Source organism: Hyphomicrobium sp. MC1, assembly GCF_000253295.1.
Lineage (GTDB): Bacteria > Pseudomonadota > Alphaproteobacteria > Rhizobiales > Hyphomicrobiaceae > Hyphomicrobium_B.
Genome location: NC_015717.1, coordinates 3,129,092 through 3,146,196 on the forward strand (window position 1 = coordinate 3,129,092; position 17,105 = coordinate 3,146,196).

18 protein-coding genes are annotated in these 17,105 nt (G+C 55.4%); 8 read left to right on the forward strand and 10 right to left on the reverse strand.

The window, feature by feature from the left end:
- Positions 1 to 159 precede the first annotated feature (159 nt).
- The 3 genes from HYPMC_RS15125 to HYPMC_RS15135 all read left to right on the forward strand — a co-directional run bounded on the left by HYPMC_RS15125 (position 160) and on the right by HYPMC_RS15135 (position 3,471).
- Positions 160 to 1,476: a porin gene (locus tag HYPMC_RS15125; protein WP_013948866.1), complete on the forward strand. Its 1,317-nt coding sequence runs from the start codon at positions 160 to 162 to the stop codon at positions 1,474 to 1,476.
- Between the two features lie 106 nt (positions 1,477 to 1,582).
- Positions 1,583 to 1,777: a DUF6494 family protein gene (locus tag HYPMC_RS15130; RefSeq protein WP_013948867.1), complete on the forward strand. Its 195-nt coding sequence runs from the start codon at positions 1,583 to 1,585 to the stop codon at positions 1,775 to 1,777.
- 341 nt (positions 1,778 to 2,118) lie between these two features.
- Positions 2,119 to 3,471: an IS1182 family transposase gene (locus HYPMC_RS15135; RefSeq protein ID WP_013948869.1), complete on the forward strand. Its 1,353-nt coding sequence runs from the start codon at positions 2,119 to 2,121 to the stop codon at positions 3,469 to 3,471.
- 498 nt (positions 3,472 to 3,969) lie between these two features.
- Here HYPMC_RS15135 and HYPMC_RS15140 read toward each other — a convergent pair whose 3' ends face one another.
- Positions 3,970 to 4,998: a DUF1254 domain-containing protein gene (locus tag HYPMC_RS15140; RefSeq protein ID WP_013948870.1), complete on the reverse strand. Its 1,029-nt coding sequence runs from the start codon at positions 4,996 to 4,998 to the stop codon at positions 3,970 to 3,972.
- A 20-nt stretch (positions 4,999 to 5,018) separates the two neighbouring features.
- The gene (locus HYPMC_RS15145; protein WP_013948871.1) at positions 5,019 to 6,431 is read right to left on the reverse strand and encodes a DUF1254 domain-containing protein; all 1,413 of its coding nucleotides are present in this window, start codon (positions 6,429 to 6,431) and stop codon (positions 5,019 to 5,021) included.
- A 1,116-nt stretch (positions 6,432 to 7,547) separates the two neighbouring features.
- Here HYPMC_RS15145 and HYPMC_RS15155 point away from each other — a divergent pair.
- Complete coding sequence (locus tag HYPMC_RS15155; RefSeq protein ID WP_244420901.1) at positions 7,548 to 7,748, forward strand: hypothetical protein; 201 nt, start codon at positions 7,548 to 7,550, stop codon at positions 7,746 to 7,748.
- A 44-nt stretch (positions 7,749 to 7,792) separates the two neighbouring features.
- Here HYPMC_RS15155 and HYPMC_RS15160 read toward each other — a convergent pair whose 3' ends face one another.
- Positions 7,793 to 8,083 (reverse strand): hypothetical protein, encoded by a 291-nt coding sequence (locus HYPMC_RS15160; RefSeq protein WP_041300199.1) that lies wholly within the window; start codon positions 8,081 to 8,083, stop codon positions 7,793 to 7,795.
- 32 nt (positions 8,084 to 8,115) lie between these two features.
- The gene (locus HYPMC_RS23315) at positions 8,116 to 8,796 is read right to left on the reverse strand and encodes a response regulator transcription factor (RefSeq protein ID WP_013948876.1); all 681 of its coding nucleotides are present in this window, start codon (positions 8,794 to 8,796) and stop codon (positions 8,116 to 8,118) included.
- A gap of 232 nt (positions 8,797 to 9,028) precedes the next feature.
- On the opposite strand from HYPMC_RS23315, the gene HYPMC_RS15170 reads away from it, so the two are divergent.
- The 3 genes from HYPMC_RS15170 (at position 9,029) to HYPMC_RS15190 (ending at position 11,111) form a co-directional block, all read left to right on the forward strand.
- Positions 9,029 to 9,439 (forward strand): hypothetical protein, encoded by a 411-nt coding sequence (locus tag HYPMC_RS15170; protein ID WP_013948877.1) that lies wholly within the window; start codon positions 9,029 to 9,031, stop codon positions 9,437 to 9,439.
- 957 nt (positions 9,440 to 10,396) lie between these two features.
- Positions 10,397 to 10,870, forward strand: a complete 474-nt coding sequence (locus tag HYPMC_RS15185) for an H-NS family nucleoid-associated regulatory protein (RefSeq protein ID WP_013948880.1) — start codon at positions 10,397 to 10,399, stop codon at positions 10,868 to 10,870.
- Positions 10,854 to 11,111 (forward strand): hypothetical protein, encoded by a 258-nt coding sequence (locus HYPMC_RS15190; protein WP_013948881.1) that lies wholly within the window; start codon positions 10,854 to 10,856, stop codon positions 11,109 to 11,111. Before HYPMC_RS15185 ends, HYPMC_RS15190 begins: the two co-directional genes overlap by 17 nt.
- A gap of 890 nt (positions 11,112 to 12,001) precedes the next feature.
- Here HYPMC_RS15190 and HYPMC_RS15195 read toward each other — a convergent pair.
- The 6 genes from HYPMC_RS15195 to HYPMC_RS15220 form a co-directional block, all read right to left on the reverse strand.
- On the reverse strand, positions 12,002 to 12,223 hold the full coding sequence (locus tag HYPMC_RS15195) for a hypothetical protein (RefSeq protein WP_013948883.1): 222 nt from the start codon (positions 12,221 to 12,223) through the stop codon (positions 12,002 to 12,004).
- A gap of 99 nt (positions 12,224 to 12,322) precedes the next feature.
- Complete coding sequence (locus HYPMC_RS23320) at positions 12,323 to 12,985, reverse strand: SOS response-associated peptidase (protein WP_013948884.1); 663 nt, start codon at positions 12,983 to 12,985, stop codon at positions 12,323 to 12,325.
- Positions 12,986 to 13,060: 75 nt separating this feature from the next.
- Positions 13,061 to 13,594 carry an HD domain-containing protein gene (locus tag HYPMC_RS15205; protein ID WP_013948885.1) on the reverse strand — a complete coding sequence of 178 codons (534 nt, stop codon included), beginning with the start codon at positions 13,592 to 13,594 and terminating at the stop codon, positions 13,061 to 13,063.
- Positions 13,595 to 13,666: 72 nt separating this feature from the next.
- On the reverse strand, positions 13,667 to 13,930 hold the full coding sequence (locus HYPMC_RS15210) for a hypothetical protein (RefSeq protein ID WP_013948886.1): 264 nt from the start codon (positions 13,928 to 13,930) through the stop codon (positions 13,667 to 13,669).
- A gap of 326 nt (positions 13,931 to 14,256) precedes the next feature.
- Positions 14,257 to 14,883: a hypothetical protein gene (locus HYPMC_RS15215; protein ID WP_013948888.1), complete on the reverse strand. Its 627-nt coding sequence runs from the start codon at positions 14,881 to 14,883 to the stop codon at positions 14,257 to 14,259.
- A gap of 72 nt (positions 14,884 to 14,955) precedes the next feature.
- Entirely contained in the window at positions 14,956 to 15,336 is a 381-nt protein-coding gene (locus tag HYPMC_RS15220) for an AlpA family transcriptional regulator (protein ID WP_013948889.1), read from the reverse strand.
- 981 nt (positions 15,337 to 16,317) lie between these two features.
- Between HYPMC_RS15220 and HYPMC_RS15225 the strand changes: the two genes are divergently transcribed.
- Positions 16,318 to 16,989, forward strand: coding sequence for a Crp/Fnr family transcriptional regulator (locus HYPMC_RS15225; protein ID WP_050976797.1), 672 nt, complete (start codon positions 16,318 to 16,320; stop codon positions 16,987 to 16,989).
- The last annotated feature ends 116 nt before the right edge of the window (positions 16,990 to 17,105 follow it).

Sequence of the window (17,105 nt, forward strand, 5' to 3'; positions counted from 1 at the left end):
GTCCGTTACCAGCCTATCGATTCATGAGGGGACGCGGCAGCGTCGCCACCATAAGCTTGGCGACGAGGTCTAAGCTCTTGTTCTTCCTGCGAATCGGGAAACGGGAAAAGCACTCGGCGAAGGCCTGCCTAACCAAAAGCAGCTTTGGAGAACGCTAGAATGAATCGAGGCAGCCACCTCTTCCTGGTCCTCAGCGCTCTCGCGACGTTAGCCGCTACCGGGACGACGCCCATCCAAGCAGCCGATCTCGGTGGCGACTGCTGCGCAGATCTGGAAGAGCGAGTTGGAGAACTCGAAGCGACGACGGCGCGCAAAGGAAATCGCAAAGTTTCGCTGACGATCTCGGGCTACGTGGCGCAAGAGGTTACGTGGTGGGACGACGGAGGGGAAAGCAACGTCTATCTGCATGGGTTAGGGCCGACACAGGCGACGCATGTCAAATTCACCGGCGAAGCGAAGATCGCTCCAGGTTGGACCGCCGGCTACACGCTCCGCATCCAGAATCTCGATGACAATCCCTTTGGCCGGAACGCAGCGACCGGTCAGGCGATGAACCAGTTTTCGCCTGACTTCAGCCAAGGCCTCAACGTCCAGATGTCGTACTGGTTCCTGCAGAGCAAAGAGTTGGGCAAGGTTAGCGTTGGTAGGCAGGCAGACGCTGCGAAGAGTGCTGCGATGTTTACCGATCAATCCGGTACGCAGATTATCGACAATTACACGTTCCTCGCAGGCTTTCCACAGTTCGTAATTCGCAGTGGCGGCAATCTCGCGCCTCCATCTCTGACGTGGGGTCAGCTGGGGTTCTGCTATTCACAAGGCGTACCGCTCGGCGGCGACTGCGATGGACTCGTTATGAACTCGGTGCGTTACGACACGCCGGTCTTTCTCGGTTGCTCAGCATCGGCGAGTTGGGGGGAGGATGATGATTGGGAGATCGCCGCTCGGTACACGGGCGTATGGAGTGGGTTCAAAGTTTTGTTAGGCGTCGGCTATTCTGAAAACACCGACGCGGGAGTCTCTGTTGCACTCCCGGCGGGGAGCAAGAAAGACACGAACTTCTTCCAAACAGGCGGTTATATCCAGCATCTAGCAACTGGTCTCTTCATTCACGGTGCGTTTGGTCGAGAAGACAACAGCAATACGGTGTTGGCTGGCGGCATTACCCCTCCCAACAGCCATCAGTGGTACTTCAAGGGCGGTATTCGACAGAACTGGACGTCGCTTGGGGCAACCATCGTCTACGCTGACTATGCGCAATACAACGACCAACTCGGCCCCGGAGCACTGGCGCTTGGCGCAACCTCAAGTACGCTACGCCGCTTTGGCGGCGGCATCGCGCAGGAAATCGATGCCGTAGCAATGACGGTCTACCTGAAGTATCAGCGGTATGATGCCGATGTCGCGGGCCTCTCACCGTCCGTCGGGAATCTGGACAGCGCCGAATTCATCAGCGCGGGTGGCTTGATCAATTTCTAAACCCACAACCACAGCATAAGAAACATGGATGGTGTCCGATATTCTTGAGGCTTACGATATAGGCGTGGTGTGCAGCAGCATGGTCAGAAAATTTGAGAGGATGCCAATGGAAAGCGAGCGTTTCAATATGTCGTTGCGCAAATTTCTGAAGCACGTCGGCGTGACCTCGCAACAGGAGATAGAGCGTGTCGTTCGTGAGCGGACGTTAGAGGGTAAGGGAATCCTCAAGGTCAAAGTGGTGCTCACTGCCGACGGTACCGACCTTAAGCACGTCGTTGAAGGCGAAATCGACCTAGGGTGAAAGCCGCGGCCAGTTTCGCTGAGATCAGGTTCGATCTGAGCCCTTTCGAAGGAAAAGCGGAAGTGTGCTCATCATTCTGTGAAGTTTGCGTCTCTTCGTTAGTGGAAGAAGTCGTCCCATCCGCTTGCCGGAGAACTCCGGACGTGGTCACCTGAGGAGTGAGCCAACGATTTAATCATCCGATCGATGTCCGCTTTCTCGGCATTGCGGACAAGGCCGACTGCGACTGCATAAACTTCGAAAAGTCGGCTCGGGGCCGATTGTGTTGCAAAACTCATCGTTGAGAGTGTTTGCGAACCGTGATTCCGTTCGTCTGCAAGGGGCAGCGACGGAGATGAGCGATGATGGGACGTCGGGAGCATGGCCAGGCGCAGTTGTTTTATGCGTTCGATCTCGATGATGCCGTTCCGCAAGACCATCTGGTGCGCGGCATCGCAGCTGTTCTCGACTTGAGTTGGCTGCACGTTGAACTTGCGCCGCACTATTCCAACACCGGCCGGCCGTCGATCGATCCGGAACTCTTGATCCGGATGCTCGTCCTCGGCTACGTCTTCGCGATCCGATCCGAACGACAACTCGTCTGCGAGGTTCAGGTCAATCTCGCGTATCGCTGGTTCTGTGGGCTTGGCATCGAAGACAAAGTTCCCGATCACTCGGCATTCTCGCGTGCCCGTAACGAACGCTTCCGCGACAGCAATGTGCTCCGCGTTGTGTTCGAACGCGTGGTCGCAGCTTGTATCAGAGCGCGCCTGGTGGGCGGGGAAGGTTTCGCCGTCGACGCCAGCCTCATCGAGGCCGATGCCAACAAGTGCCGCTCGAAGCCAGGTTCGGAGTGGGACAAAGATATCGATGCCTCGACGGCGCGACGCGCGGTGCGGGAGTATTTTGAAACCCTCGATGATGCCGCGTACGGCAAGGCGTCGCCAGTCGCGCCGAAGTTCGTCGCAGCATCTGATCCGGCGGCCCAGTGGACTGGCGCGCAGAAGAGCAAGGCGATCTTTGCCTATGCCGACAACTATCTGATCGATACCAAGCACGGCATCATCGTCGATGTCGAAGCCTCGCGCGCAATCCGACAGGCTGAGGTTGGTGCATCACGCACCATGATCGCCCGCACCGAACGGCGCTTCGGGTTGAAGCCTGACTGGCTAGCGGCCGATACCGCTTATGGCTCGGCCGAAAATCTTGCTTGGCTGGTCGAGGAAAAAGGCATCGCGCCGCATGTCCCGGTGATCGACAAGTCCGCGCGAGAGGATGGCACATTCAGTCGGTCAGACTTCATGTACGATGCCAAGCGAGATTGCTATGTCTGCCCGGCCGGTGCCGAGCTGACCACAACCGGCCGCGTTCGCGATGGCGGCACGCTTGCCTACCTAGCAAGCGTCAATGACTGCCGCGTCTGCCCATTGAAGTCGCGATGCTGTCCGAAGACGCCGCAGAGAAAAGTCCCGCGCAGCATCCATGAGGCAGCCCGTGACGTTGCCCGCCACATCGCCGAAACCAAGGCCTATGAACAGACGCGACGCCAGCGAAAGAAAGTCGAGATGCTGTTTGCGCACTTGAAGCGCATCTTGAGGATGGGGCGCCTGCGGTTGCGTGGACCGAGGGGCGTCCAGGACGAGTTCACTCTCGCCGCCATCGCTCAGAACCTCCGACGGATGGCTAGGTTGACTGCCCAAGCCGCAGCAGCGTGAGGGCGGCAAAGTGAAGAGACCACCCGAGTGATCGGGCACCGCGAAAAGATCGCCAAGCTACCCCAGGCGAGAGATCACCGACACAACGCCGAGTTTTGCAACAAAATCGGCCAAAAGCGGTCGTTTCAACTACGCCGATCTCTTGTCCGATCTTGCGCGGAACGCGGATACATCTCTCTCCAAAAGTGATTATCTCCAGTGAGGAGTTCTCATTTTTGTTCGGCAGGGTGCAGATTTGGGAGTTGATTTGATTGTATTTTTTTGATGGCGCGCCGGAGATGATGAAGATGAGAACTTTTGCCTCGTCGTTAAGGTTTATTGATATCCCGCTCTCTTGCACATCCTACGCGCGATTTCAGCTTCCTCAATTGTAAGCGGAAGTGGGTTCGACCGATACCGACATCAGCCTAGGGCCGATAGGCGACTACCCAGGACGCAATCGTTGGCGACGCCTAGCGGACCATTTTGCAGGTTGTGAAGGCGCGCAGAGAAAAAGAGTTAGTTCGCCGGCTGCGCCTCGGGGAATGTCCACCTTCCGTCGAGTATCTCTGGGCGCGGCCGATAGAGGCGCACCATGTAGTTCCATCCCTTCACGATCGGAAAGCAGTTGGCGATCTTGCCGTCGCAACCGCCGAATTGAATGGCGACCGAGCCGTCGTCGCCCTTCTTTGCGGTGATGTTGTTCAGCGAATAGGCATTGAGGGTGTTGGGCTCATAATAGCCGTCCGCGTTATAGACGCTGACCGACCAGAAGCCGTCGACCGGCACATCCTTGACTTTCAGCTTATAGATCGTGGTGCCATCGTTCTTAGGTGGCGTGATGTTGAGATAGAGCGCCTCATTAGGCGGATTGGCGCCCCAGCCATTGGCCGCACCGATGAGATAACGCACCGGATCGACCTCGTCCTTGCTGCCATACATGCGTTTTGTGTCGGTCAGGGTCGACGCAAGAACAAGTAGTGCGTCGCGCACCTTTTTCTGACTGGTCTGGTCCCAGTTTGGGACCTCGAATTTCCCCAAGACCTCTTTCTCAACCTTGATCGCATCCTGAAGGGCATGAACCTGTTTGACATCTTCAGGGTTCGAGGGATCGACCAGGGTGCGCACAGCGACCGCCACGTAGCGTGTGCCGATCGCTTTTCTGGTCAGCGTGTACGAGCCGGCTTCGTGATACACTTCATGGGTATACTGGTCTTCGTCAAACACCTGCATCGACATAAAACGATCGCCAGCATTGGGCAGCGTGATCGTCACTGGACCGGCATCGAGATCGAACACGGCGGAAGAATATAGCGTATCGCGATTAAGGCGGATGACGGTCTGCTTGTCGATGGGAGCGGGCTCACGCGTATGATCGAACTTGCCGAAGCCGCCGTTCTGGACGATGCCGGAGAAGTACAGATCCGATTCCGCTCGAATAAAGTTGTCGGCCGTAACTGGAATGGACGGCGATGGTGAGGCAGTCTCGGCCAGGGCGGGGAAGCTGGACGCGAGAGTCAGTATTAACGTGAACAATGATTTCTTCATTACGGAACCCCTATCGTTTGTCACTTCGCAAGTTCGAGCGCGGGAGCTTTCCACCGCCCGTCAAGCGCCTCGGGCTTTGGCCAGTAGAGGCGCATGACAATCCAGAACGGACCCTTCGGTGCAGGCAGCCAGTTCGCCTCTTTGTCCTTGCCGGGCGTTTCATGCTGCAAGTAGAGGGTTATGCCGCCGTCAGCATCCTTCTTGAGCCCAGGTAACATCGGCGAGTTGATGAGATACCGGTTGAGTGGATTGGCACTGAGAAGGCTCGAGGGCAGCTCGTACATCGTCACTGACCAGAATGCGTTGGCGGGCGGCAGCGCGCCCGGCGCAAAGCGCAGCGTATAGCGTTGACTGGTCGCATCGAGCGACTGTCCATTCGCGTCTGTGAAGTAGGCCGGATAGAGCGCTTCCTCCTTGCTGTTTCCATAGATGCCGAGAACGGCTCCGGACATGCGGACCATGTAATCGTTCTTCAAGAACTCACGGGTGCCGAAGGCGTCGCTGCTCGGCCTTTTGCCCGTGTCAATCGCGGTCTTCTTGAACTTGGCAAAATCTTTCCAGGCATCTGCCATTCCATCCTGGACAGCCTGACGTATGTCGGGAGCGAGGGCCTGCACGTCGAACTTCTTGCCACCGCCGATGCCGAGCTTGGCAAAACGAGCCATGAGGGCGGTTTCACTCGGGTGCGTCGGACAGAATTGAAGTACGAAGCTCAGAATGTTGAAGAACGCGGGCGATGTGCGCTGCTCCTCGGCAGTGAGCGGCTTCACGAAAACAATGTCTGGAACAGCGTTGGGCGTCTTGCCCAGAAACTGTGACAAGGTCTGCACTTTGTAGCCTGCCTGAACGGCTTTTACGGCCTCGATGTCCGCGGAATTTTTGAGCTGCGTTCGATAGAGCACAAAATCAAAGTCGGTCTCGGAGCGGATCACCGCCTTGACCCCCTTGGGAGCCTCTCCCGTCCACCGCGGACCGGCGAGGAGAAAGCTTCCCGCTTCGTTCCCGGTCGCTCTGCTGCCAACATAGGCAAAGTTGTGCGTATACATATCGATGAATTGTAGGGAGTAGTAGCGATCCTTCTCGACGGCCGGAACAGTGATGACGATGGGCTCGGCCCTGAGATCGGCGCCGAGCTGGGAATACGGCGTATCCGAGTTGGGTGTCTGGATTGCTTTGTCGTCCGGCTTGAAGACCCGCGCCACGTTGTTGATCGTGTTCCACGGCGCCTTGTACTCGGGATTGTCGCGATCGACGAAGTATGAGTACTGAATGCGATAGTTGTCGACGAGCGGGAAGCCGTAGATAGTGGCTTCCTTTGCGATGGCGCGAGCCTCGCGTGCAGAGATGGCCAGATCCGCCGCTGTCGCCGTCTCCACAGCCATGCCCAATACAACGGTGGCCAACCCCGCGATACCGAGAACGTTGGGTCTCATCCGGCGATTTCCTTACAAGCAATCCAGGGTGTGTACCAGACGGGTGAAATGTGCGCGTGCTCCTGGATACTCGAGGGCACGTCCTTCGACAATGCGACGCCAGAAGACTGGTACCAACCCAAACTCCTGCAAATGTCCGGTAACGGACAAAGTGGAGGGGCTCTTTTTGTGGCCAAGATTACTGAAGAAGAAGTCGAACGAATTGTAAGTAAGTCCGGAGGGCCCGTGAAGTCACATTGGTCCAAATTTGGGAAGACCAGACCGCCAATTTTTAAGTGCCTGTTCTCAGAAATCGTCTGCATACCCTTCCACCCCGACTTTTCCTGTCCAATAGTAAAGTTCGCTGTTGCCGCAAATTCCTATTCTATCGAGCGGCTCGTCGGCATCAAAGTTTGACGCGACGAGCTTGGAGCCGAGGTTAGCGATCTGCAAAAGCGTATGGCGAACGGCGAGCTGAGAATCTCGCCTGACATGATCGCGGCGCTAGTGTGTCGCTCCTGAGAGACAACTCAGAAATGGCCCAACGGACCTCAAGCCGCCGAATGTTCGGCTCGTCCTACAAGACGTCAGCGTCGGCGATAGCGAAATCCGTATCAGGCTCGGGTCGGTCCTGGCACACGCCGCTTCCGACGGCGTCGACAAGACCGCGCTTGAGACACCTTCGGTGGCGCCTGTAGGAGCTGGTCAAAGACAGAGGCGGAGAAGTACATGCGGGTCATCGCGCGCTAGGCGGGGCGTTGGGCTGCTCGACGTCGCACGTGTCGAACGTCCTTCGCGAACTGTCCAGCGCCGCGCATGTGGCTGAGCACGCCACGAAGATGGGGACTGTCATTCTATTAGCGGCGTAAACTGCGCCGATGCGATCCGGCTACACGTCGCCGCAAATTCCTCAGTGCACTGCGGTCAAGCTTGTAGCCCGTTCGAAGTCGCGATTTTCTATGGCCAGTCACTCTCGCCGACCTCAAACCCCGGCAGGAGCGACTTCAACAGAGTGCGTCCCGCATTCTGCCGGTAAGGCCAGGGAGCGATGGTGTCACCCGCCGTCGCTCTTTTTATGCGAACGTCGGCGAACGTGGCGTGCTATACAGGGCAATGCAATATTCCATCCGCCGTTCGATGACAGACCAAACGCTCCATCTCGTTTTCGAGGTAGGTAGCTTCGACAGTTTGCCTGAGCATGTTCGCGACCAGGGTCCGTGGCAGCACCTTAAAACTGGCGAACTCGGCAATCTGCGCGAGGACTATTTGAAAGAAATAACCGCGCACAGATACGTCATCGTCAACCAAGCCGCGGCAGTGTTTTCCGCCGAGACTTGATTGTCTACGCCGCCAGCTTGCTGCTAAGCGAGGGCACTTCGTACTCAGTATTCGCGGCAGTGCCGATGTCCGTGGCGCCACCAGCAGTGCGGTCCCTCGTCAATGCCGACGAACGGCACCCAGAGACCGCCGTGCCAGTATCCCCGACCGCGTCTGTGGCCCATCCCGTCGTCGTGATGATGCATGCTGCCATCGCCGCCGTCGTGATGGTGCATATTTCCGCTATTTCCGTTGTTACCGCCGCTGTCTCTGTGCCCGGCATTGGCGGCCACCGTCATCGCGCCGAGAGCAAGACTTGCTGTTAGCGCCAGCAGAGCGCTCGAATATTTTGCCATTGTTTCCTCTTTGGCTTTTGCTTCTTTTTATTTCAAAGTGCAGGCGGGCTTAGCAGAATATCTCTCAGCTTCTGCTTTACGTCGTCGTCTGCATTGCCCGTCAGAAAGCTTTCGACCGACACGGTAGACGTTCCGCGATCCGGGTTGCCTTGTCCAAAAGGATCGACGTACGACCACTGATGCTCGACGCATAGATCACCAGAGGCAGCATCAGCCACTAACGTCCAAGTGTTTGTCTCCTGCGTGAAGCCCGCGCCATTTGTCTCGTGGAATGGGCTCTGCAGTCTGCGAAACGTAATCTGCTCTGCCGAATGCACGCTGGCACTTGGAAGGTTTGCGGGGGAAATCTCTGTTAAGCACCGTCGTACATCTCTCACCAACAATGAGAGTTCATGTGGCTCATGCGTTTTTGCAATGAACGTACGCCCCGTCGGAAGATCAGCCTTGGAAACGTGCCGACCGGAAGTAACTACCAAGATCGCAGGCGGCCAACGTTTGCGGATGTAATGAGCAAGTTCAATGCCGTCGATTGATCCAGGGATTAGGAGGCTAGTGAAGACGACGCAGATGTCGCCTCGTTGTTCTAACACATCTAAGGCTTCGTCGGCCGAACTTGCAGCGACAGTATTGAAAGTCGCCTCTAATTCTTCAGCCAAGCTCATGCGAAATGATGGATCATCTTCCACGATCAATGCGCTTGGCAGCTGCTTCATACCCTCCACTCCTGGTTGGTAAAGCGTCAACGTTTGGTAAATCGATCACATATCTTTTGCACTCTAACATACATGTCTGTCGCCGATCATTAATTCGCGCCCAATCGCAATTGGGCCAAGGCGTTATTCGCCGATCAGCGATCATTATCTGCTCCGCATTCCCGCAAGCACACCACTTTGCGGGCCTTTTCATGCGTTTCACCCCAAAAGGCATGGCCTAGAAAGCAATTAAATGAAGACATTTGATCAATTTGGCGCCATTGACGCCGACACCAATAGCGGCGTCGACGCGTTCGCTTTATCCAACGCTCTCAGTAAAGAAGCTGCCGCGCAAACTACAGGCGAACGGGTAGACATATACGCGCCGACATTCAAAGCCGACGCGTTCAACGCGCAACTCGACAACGCGTATCGCTCCCACATTGAAGCGAAACTTCCGAAGCCTGACGTCGTCGACCCAACACTTCACGAGACGCTCAAAGCAGCATTCCAAAGCTGCAACATCATAGGCAGTGCGTTGGCAAGCCAGAGCTTGGCTGAGCAATTCGCGCCCACGCGTGATAGCCCAGAAGTTTCGATGATCAGATTATTGATCAAGTCGGTCGGGCTGGTCAGATGCCGCAGCCTTCCGAGCTTGGCCTAGCGCGGGCTTAATGCCGAGACGTTGTAGTTTGGTCTGGCGCGTCAATGAACTTGAGGCGCGAAACAATTGCTTCAATCTCTCGCTGCAGCCGAAGTAGTTCCTCGCGGACCACAATCAAACTTACCCGATCCAGCTCCCGTAACACTTCATCGGGTGTCTTCTGGATTTTTCTGCACAGCGCGATTATTCGAAGAAGGCTCGCTTCCATTTCGCTTACCTCCGCATAAGCACCATATTACACCCGTGCATCTCCGTTGAAATTTGCGGACGTACCAAAAGAGACTTAAGTGCCGTAATATAATAGTGGTGCTGCGCCGCACACAGCCGACAAAGCCGACAAAGCCGACAACATCTTATTTTGAGGCCGGGAAGCTCAACTTCCTGGCCTCCTTCATTTGGAATTTTATGGAATGACGAAATGCTTAGATCCGTTATCAGTTCTGGCCGTATTGGCAGGGATGCACGGCACGACACTTGCGGAAGAGGTTGATAAATATAACGCAGCATCGAGCAGCGCGTTGGCGGCGGCTCCTTGCGTCCTATCGTGTCTGAGGAAGAGCGCGTTGGCACGTAAGAAAGCCGTGAAGCGCCGGGCATTGGACAAGGTAAAGGCGAAGAGGGCGGCGCTGAAGGCATTAAAGCCGAAGCCAAGCGCTGAAGAGTTAGCAGCGAAAGCTTTGGCAAGAGCCGAAAGGAAGAAGGCCAGTCGTCGGAGACACAGTGTTAAGGCGCATGATGCGTTGCGTTATGCGAAAGAAAGTGCATGCGCCAATGAAGAACAGCGGGAGGCGCGAAGGAAGGCGGCTAGGAAGCGGGGGCGTTGATAAGGCGCATGAGACACGGCAGGCGGCGCGCGAACGCATCAAATCGAATACGACAATGGCGTTGCCTTGACAGGCGGATCGCATTGAGATTTGCATTTTATTTGTCGTGTTTTGTGATTGGTCGGAGTTGATCGTGGCAACAATCAATATTGAAAAGCTCAGCTTAAAAGAACTGGTCGCCCTAGATCACAAGCTAAAAATCGCAATCTCCGAGGTAAGAGCCCGCGAGAAAGCTGAACTCAAGAAAAAGCTTGCAGTATTGGCAAGCGAGCACGGATATTCAGTTTCCGAGCTTGTTGGCGTGAGTGGTCGCGGAGCGAGCAAGACGAAGGGCATCGCAAAGTACGCAAACCCTGATGATCCGAGCGACACTTGGACGGGACGGGGCCGTAAGCCCAGGTGGGTAATCGCGAGGCTTAAGAAGGGCGCGAAGATGTCGGATTTTGAAATCTTACGCGCTTCCAAGCTGAATAAATATTCAGACAACGAATTATCGGAACTCTGGAGCCTCTGCCTCGGTTTTCTCAGCGGTCCGGCGTCGGGCTCGTGTGGGATTGGCGCCGACGTGTGTGATCGGAGGAGATACCGATATGAAGCTTCTTCTTAAGGGTGCGGCAATCGCCGCGAGCTTTTTGGCCGTTACCGCAACAACTGCATCTGCGGAAATCGTGTGCAACGAAGATGGCGACTGCTGGCACGTTCGTGAGCGGCACGTCTATCGGCCCGAGTTCGGCGTAACCGTCTATCCGGATACTTGGCGCTGGCGTGACGCTCATGCACATCGCTACCGTTGGCGCGAACACGAAGGGCGTGGGTATTGGCGTCGCGGTGTTTGGATAGGGTTTTAAAAATGAGTGCGGCGGTTGTTCCTTTTCTGCAACCGCCGCTCTTTTCCCGATGACTTGGACTAAGCGCGCCGCGCTATGGCTAGGGATTTATTTCTCGTAGCTTCTAGAGCTTGAAGAGCCCGAACTGTCGTCCTTCTTGAGCTGTCCGGGAGCATACTCCGAAGCACCTGGGCCCGTTGATTTGTTATCGTTCTGCATTTGATGACCCGGGGTATAACTAGATGCGCCGGGGCTGTTCGACGAAGCACCTTCGGTTCCCGACGAAGCTCCGCTCGCCCCCGAACGTGTACCCATTTTCGCCGAGCCACTGGTCGAAGTGTCTGATTTCGAACCGCTGGTCGAACCAGCCATTACCGGCGCGGCGCCAAGCATCAATGCAGCAGCTGCGAAGGCGAGGCGGTTATATTTCATAATATTTCCTCCATCGTTATTCGCTCTCGCAGAATTGCGCGAGACAGGGAGGGTACGCTTGGGGGCGCTACTCGTTCCATATTTGAAATCTGCGGCAACTCGCACCGTTCGAAAATCTTAGTAACGAAGTTTGATCACTGCGCATCCAAAATGCGTAAATCCCGTGATTCCGAGCGTTTGCCCCGAAAGCTGAAGTCCGAACCTAATGCGACTGTGAAAACCAGACATAGTTCTGCCCTGCGAACCGAACAAATCGGTCCCTCATTTGAGCCCGGTCACAAGGGCACTTCCATGAAACTGTATTTGGTTTTTGGTTTTATATGTTTGGTCGCAGCGGTTTTGCTGAGCTGCATCGCCGGAGCGTATGCAGCGACGAGCACGCTCGCTGCATTGGCTTTAGCGTTCACCGCGTGCTTGGCGCTTTTCATAGGTGTGAGGTGTGTCGCTGACCGACGCTAGAGTGCGTATCGGCACGACGCCTATTGTTTCTCTGGGCTCAGGAATCCTATTGGGCCAATGCCAACGCAGCGTTTATCGCGATCTATGATCCGGTAGGATTGCGCACCGTATTTAGCCGCCATCTTTGGCAGATGAGTATCCGCTTGGTCCATAGCCTCTTCGGCCGTCGAACCAAGCGCTAGTTCCATATGAATCGTTGGCTGTTGACCGGCTGGCGTCGAAAGATATTCGATGATGTACACCGTTTCTCTCCCTTGCTTTTTCAGATGCATACCACAGAGACCAACGCCACAAGAAGTTAGGCACGCAATATCTGGACAGGATATTCGCAGTCACAGCGCCTAAAATAGCCCCGCCTGCCCTTCATCCTTCTTCGACTTCAAAGGTTGTCGGCTCGGCGCTTGCTCAGTCATCGTCCAGTTGCCGCCGTCGTCGAACGTGCGAAGAACCATCTTCACGTCTTCTGGACCGCCTTCACGCTCGCCTAGCCACACCTCCCAATCTTCCGGTCGAAGGATGGCGGGCATTCTGTCGGTGATTTTCGATATGAGCGTGTTGGCTGGTGTCGTAACCTGAATGAACGTGTCTAACGTTTCATCGCCCTTCGTCCACTTCTCACAGATCACAGCTATCGCAATCGGCTGTCCGTCGTTCGGCGTGATGACCCATTGCTTGGTTTTTCCATTGGGTAGCTCTTCGCCTTCGTTGAACGTGTAGACGACGAGAATGCCGCGACCGTGCGCGAACGCGTTGGCGAACGTCGGCAGGCGGTCGATTGTCTCCGAGCGCGCGTGCATATGCTTCGGCCGAGAGGGGTTCTTGTCACCTTTGCCGGCGAAGCCCCAACACATCGGCACGACTTCACGTTCGCCCTGTTCGTTCAAGCGAATGATATTGGCGAAGCGCATAGGGGTTGAGACGACTTCGGTATCGGTCTCTGCGAGTGGCTGGGAGAACGAGCGGACGTCTTGCCATGACGAAAGTTGTGTGAACTTACCGCACATTCGGCTACCCTCAACTCAACGCGGAAAGCTTCTCCTCATATCATTCGGAAGCGGCAAATCCTAGATATCGTAAAGCTATTTTTCTGCCATGTCGGTGACGGCTACGGCTTTTTGAAATAGCGCCGAGTGCATTAACATGGGCCCTTCTCGCTCCGCCATCAGACGTAAAACCTGGCGTTTGTCGTCAAGATAGTTATGAGCAAAACTCAGGTCGAGCGAACGCAATCGCGTACAGTTTTCGACTATGTCCGCGAGCTCAATCAGTTTTGCTTCCCACGGTGCTCTTGACAGTCGCCAAGCGGATCTAAGTGCCTTCGTTATTCGGTTTCCGTCAAAGCTGTCGGTAAGCCAGAACACCAGCTCGGCTATGTGATCTCCGAACCTCACGACCAGATGTTGAAGCGACGTCTCAGTTTCTTCAAGGCAATCGTGAAGGTAGGCCGCCGCCAACACGTCGGGCTCGGAGTAGCCATAGTCTTTAAGAATTTCGACTACGTTTTCGAGATGCGAGATGGTTGGAACACCATCGAGATTGCGCAGCCGTGATCCGTGCTTTTGCTGCGCAAACATCCGCGCCGTCTCGACTTTGCTATTGGCGATAACTATCACGCATCACCTCGATCGCAGAAAGCCGGTCCCTTAGACGCTTATCATGTCCAAAAGTTCCGCGTGCAGCCTTGTTCAATAGGCAATGCGAGTGGATTTAAGATACACAAACCGATTAGCCCGCTGCCTAGCGTACCGGGTCAAATGTTCGCGGTGGCGCTCGCCGTAATGGGATAAGTCCACCAGCGCTTGCGCCACTTCCTCATCGAGCCCGTCGTAGTCGAAGGCAGGCTGCATAGCGACCGTCTCTTCCACGATGTGCTTTCGAATTTCGAGCAGCATATGCGTCGTCGTTTCGTCGTGCTGAGCGTCTTCGATTTGCTTGCGAGCTGGTGACATTCGCGCTTCCTTCGTTGATAGCGTTCCCCATTTGTTCTATCTGCGATCCATGGGCAGACGCAAGGGCGAAATGCGCAGTCATCACATCGATAGTAGTTGGCCGTATCAGGTGGCGTTGCGCGCTGATGTGACGACGGGAAAAGCTCACGATGTGGTGCGCTCGTTCTGCAAGGACCTGTCACTCTCGCCGCGCGGGCATTCGTTCCACCGTGACGACCAGTCGTTCAATGTGTGGTGCTTCGCTGAAGAGGAACACGCGCTGAAATTTATCGCGCGGTTTGGCGGGGAAATGATTGCTGTGGAGGATAGGCCGAAGTGGCCAGGAGCTAAGGGGCGAAAGACGCCGAATCGACGTCGATAGTTTCGTTATTCGTTGAGGTCCGCCGATTTCGTATCACCTTGGTCGTCACTCGGGACGGCCGGCCGGAGCGACGGACAGGGGCTGTGAGAACGGTGATGGCTTTGTTTACGGCCTCAATCGCGTCTGCGAGCTGTTCTTTGTAAGCTTCTACATTCTCGGAATCTAATTCAAGGATGCCAAAGTTGGGATTCGCTATATCATCGTTCAACCTGTCCTGAGCGACAAGATTACTGACCAACGAATACGCCGCGATCACGTAATCAATTTGATAGGGCTGTAGCCTGCCTATTTCGTGTCTCAAGCTTTCGTAAATCTCCGTCCGCGGCTTCGTTCTCATGAGTATGGCTGGCTCTTCGTCAAGGTCGTCAAATTGATCTCTGTAGTATTCCAAATCCGCGAGACATGCGTTTTTCAGTTCGCCCGCAAGCGCTGCGGCTACTGTGTTGCGCTTGTGTTTGATCTCTCTTTTATGCGCGCGTCGCTGCAAATATCCATTGCCTAGCAGACCAAGGAAAACGCCAACGAAAGCCAGACTGCCCACGATCAACGGCTGGTAGTCGTGGACTTCCTTCCAATCGATATTTTCAAACATGTTATTTAAGCCTATCCGGAAGCGCTTCTGCGCCAAAAACGTGGCGGATCACACTCGGTATGCTTCGGTAGCTCACAAAATCTGCTCAGGCCTGTACCCAAGCGCGGCGTTCCACGCGATGTTGATTTTTCTACCATCGACTTTAACGAGGCAGCCCGGCAAGCGTTGGCACAAGCTCGCGTCCAGTCGTTCGGCTAGCTCGTTGATGTCGTGATGAGCGCCGGCCGGGATCTCGATGGTGAGAAGTGCGATCCGACTTACGTAGCCGTCTCCGCCGGCGAGGGTTTGAAGGTAGCGATCCAAATCCTCGCGCTCGAACCCGCTGCGGCTCGCACTCAACTTCACCTTTTTTAGCGTGCCATCTTTCGCGAGCCGATCGACCTGACGAAGGCTCAGCCTCAAGACCTCAGCGACCTCGGCTCGTGTCACGTGCTCTGGAAGAGGCTTGTTCATGTTCGCGAGGATCCGCGAGTCGCAGACCACCGACAAGGGTCGCTTTGTCGAGACACCAGCGAGACACGCCGAACGTATCGACGATCGCGCATCTTCGGCTAACTTATTGATTTAATTGACGCGCCAGCGGGCCCCACAGGCTGCAGGCTTCCCGCCGCGCTCTGGGCGAATATCGACTTTCGAAGTCTGATGTTGTGCCAGCAGCGGCAGCTCGACCGAATGCACCCTCAAGTGTTCAGGGATATGACCGGCCACTCGTCATCGAATGTATTTTCTGGATCCAGTTGCCGTCGTACACGTACTTGAACAGAACGCGCTAAGCGGCAAAGGGGCATTGCCGCCATCAGAGTCTGATTATCGTTTGCGCCGCGGTGGAGTCTTTAGCTGCCGATCGTTCGCGGCCATTAGACCGCCGATCGAACCCTCTGGAAATCATATCATTCGCGCCCAAGCGCAGACTTGAGCAGGAACTTCTATTTGACTGCGAGCACGGACCACGGCGCTCCTGAGTTTTGTCTCGAGCGTCTCCGATGGACGTTCTCCCGCACAGACGCCCATCTCAACGAGCTGCGGCCAAACGCTTCGGATAGTCTCGGCAAGCCACGCATAAAGGGGCGAATCTTCTCCGCCACCGACAGGAACTTCCCGAAACAATGTAGGAATCGGCAGGCCCGCATCTAGATAAAGTTTCAATAGCTGGTTGGCCGAATCGTAATGAGGCAAGGCTTCGCGAAATGCCGTTCCGCTGTCTAAAATTCGTTTTGCTTAGAACGGCATAGAGATGCAGATACAAACAATTACAAATTCAGACACGAACTAACGCACGACGCCCCCTTGTTAATTTACAAAGCATAAAGGCGAAGATCACGAAGGGGTGGGCAAATGTTGTTCGAGTTCCCAGTTCAGGCAAAGCCTCCTGTAACAAGCGATCCAGACTCAGAAGTTATATCAGCGCATGGCAAGCAGGAGCCGAGTTGCTCTATGCGCCTCGCGGCACGACAGGTTCTATTCCGCGAAGGCGACGCTAGAACGATTTTCTACCGCGTGGAAACAGGAGCCATCTGCGTGTACGAACCACGTCGGAACGATGAGCGGTCCGTCATCGATTTTGCATTCCCTGGCGACTTTGTAGGGGTTGGCTTCCTCGAAACGCAGTCATGCAGCGCAAATGCCGTCTGCGAGTGCCAAGTTAGCTGCTTTCCGTGGGCTCAATTGACGAGCGTCATAGCGGGTAATGTCAGCGCCCAACAAAAACTGCAAATTGCGATAGAGCGAGAATTTGAGCATCGCCGCACGAATATCGTCGCACGCGGGCGTCAATTTCCGCTAGAGCGCATCGCCGCATTTTTACTTGCATTGTCACACAACAATGTTTTTGAGGGTCGCGATCCCAATGTTATCGGCGACTCTATGGAGTGCGGTATCGCCGATCTTGGTCTCGGCATCGACGATCTAGGCTCTTTGCTGATCGAGCTTAGAGAGAGAGGATTGATTGGCCCATCTTCGCCAAACGGCATTCGGATTCTTGACGACAAAGCGCTCGAAGACCTCGCCAGCGGGCGCGTCGAGTTCGGCCAAGTGGAACGTGTTACCGACCGCAGTCACTTTAGCAGAGCCCGAAGGATGCTTGGCTACCAGATGAGCGCGGCATGAACTCAATTTTCCGGAAGGCGAGAGAGATCCCCCTCACTCTCGCTTCCGTCGACCAGGTGGCCAGCGTAGAGAATTCAAGCCAGCACTCCCCCCGTGATTGGCCTTCTACATCTGGC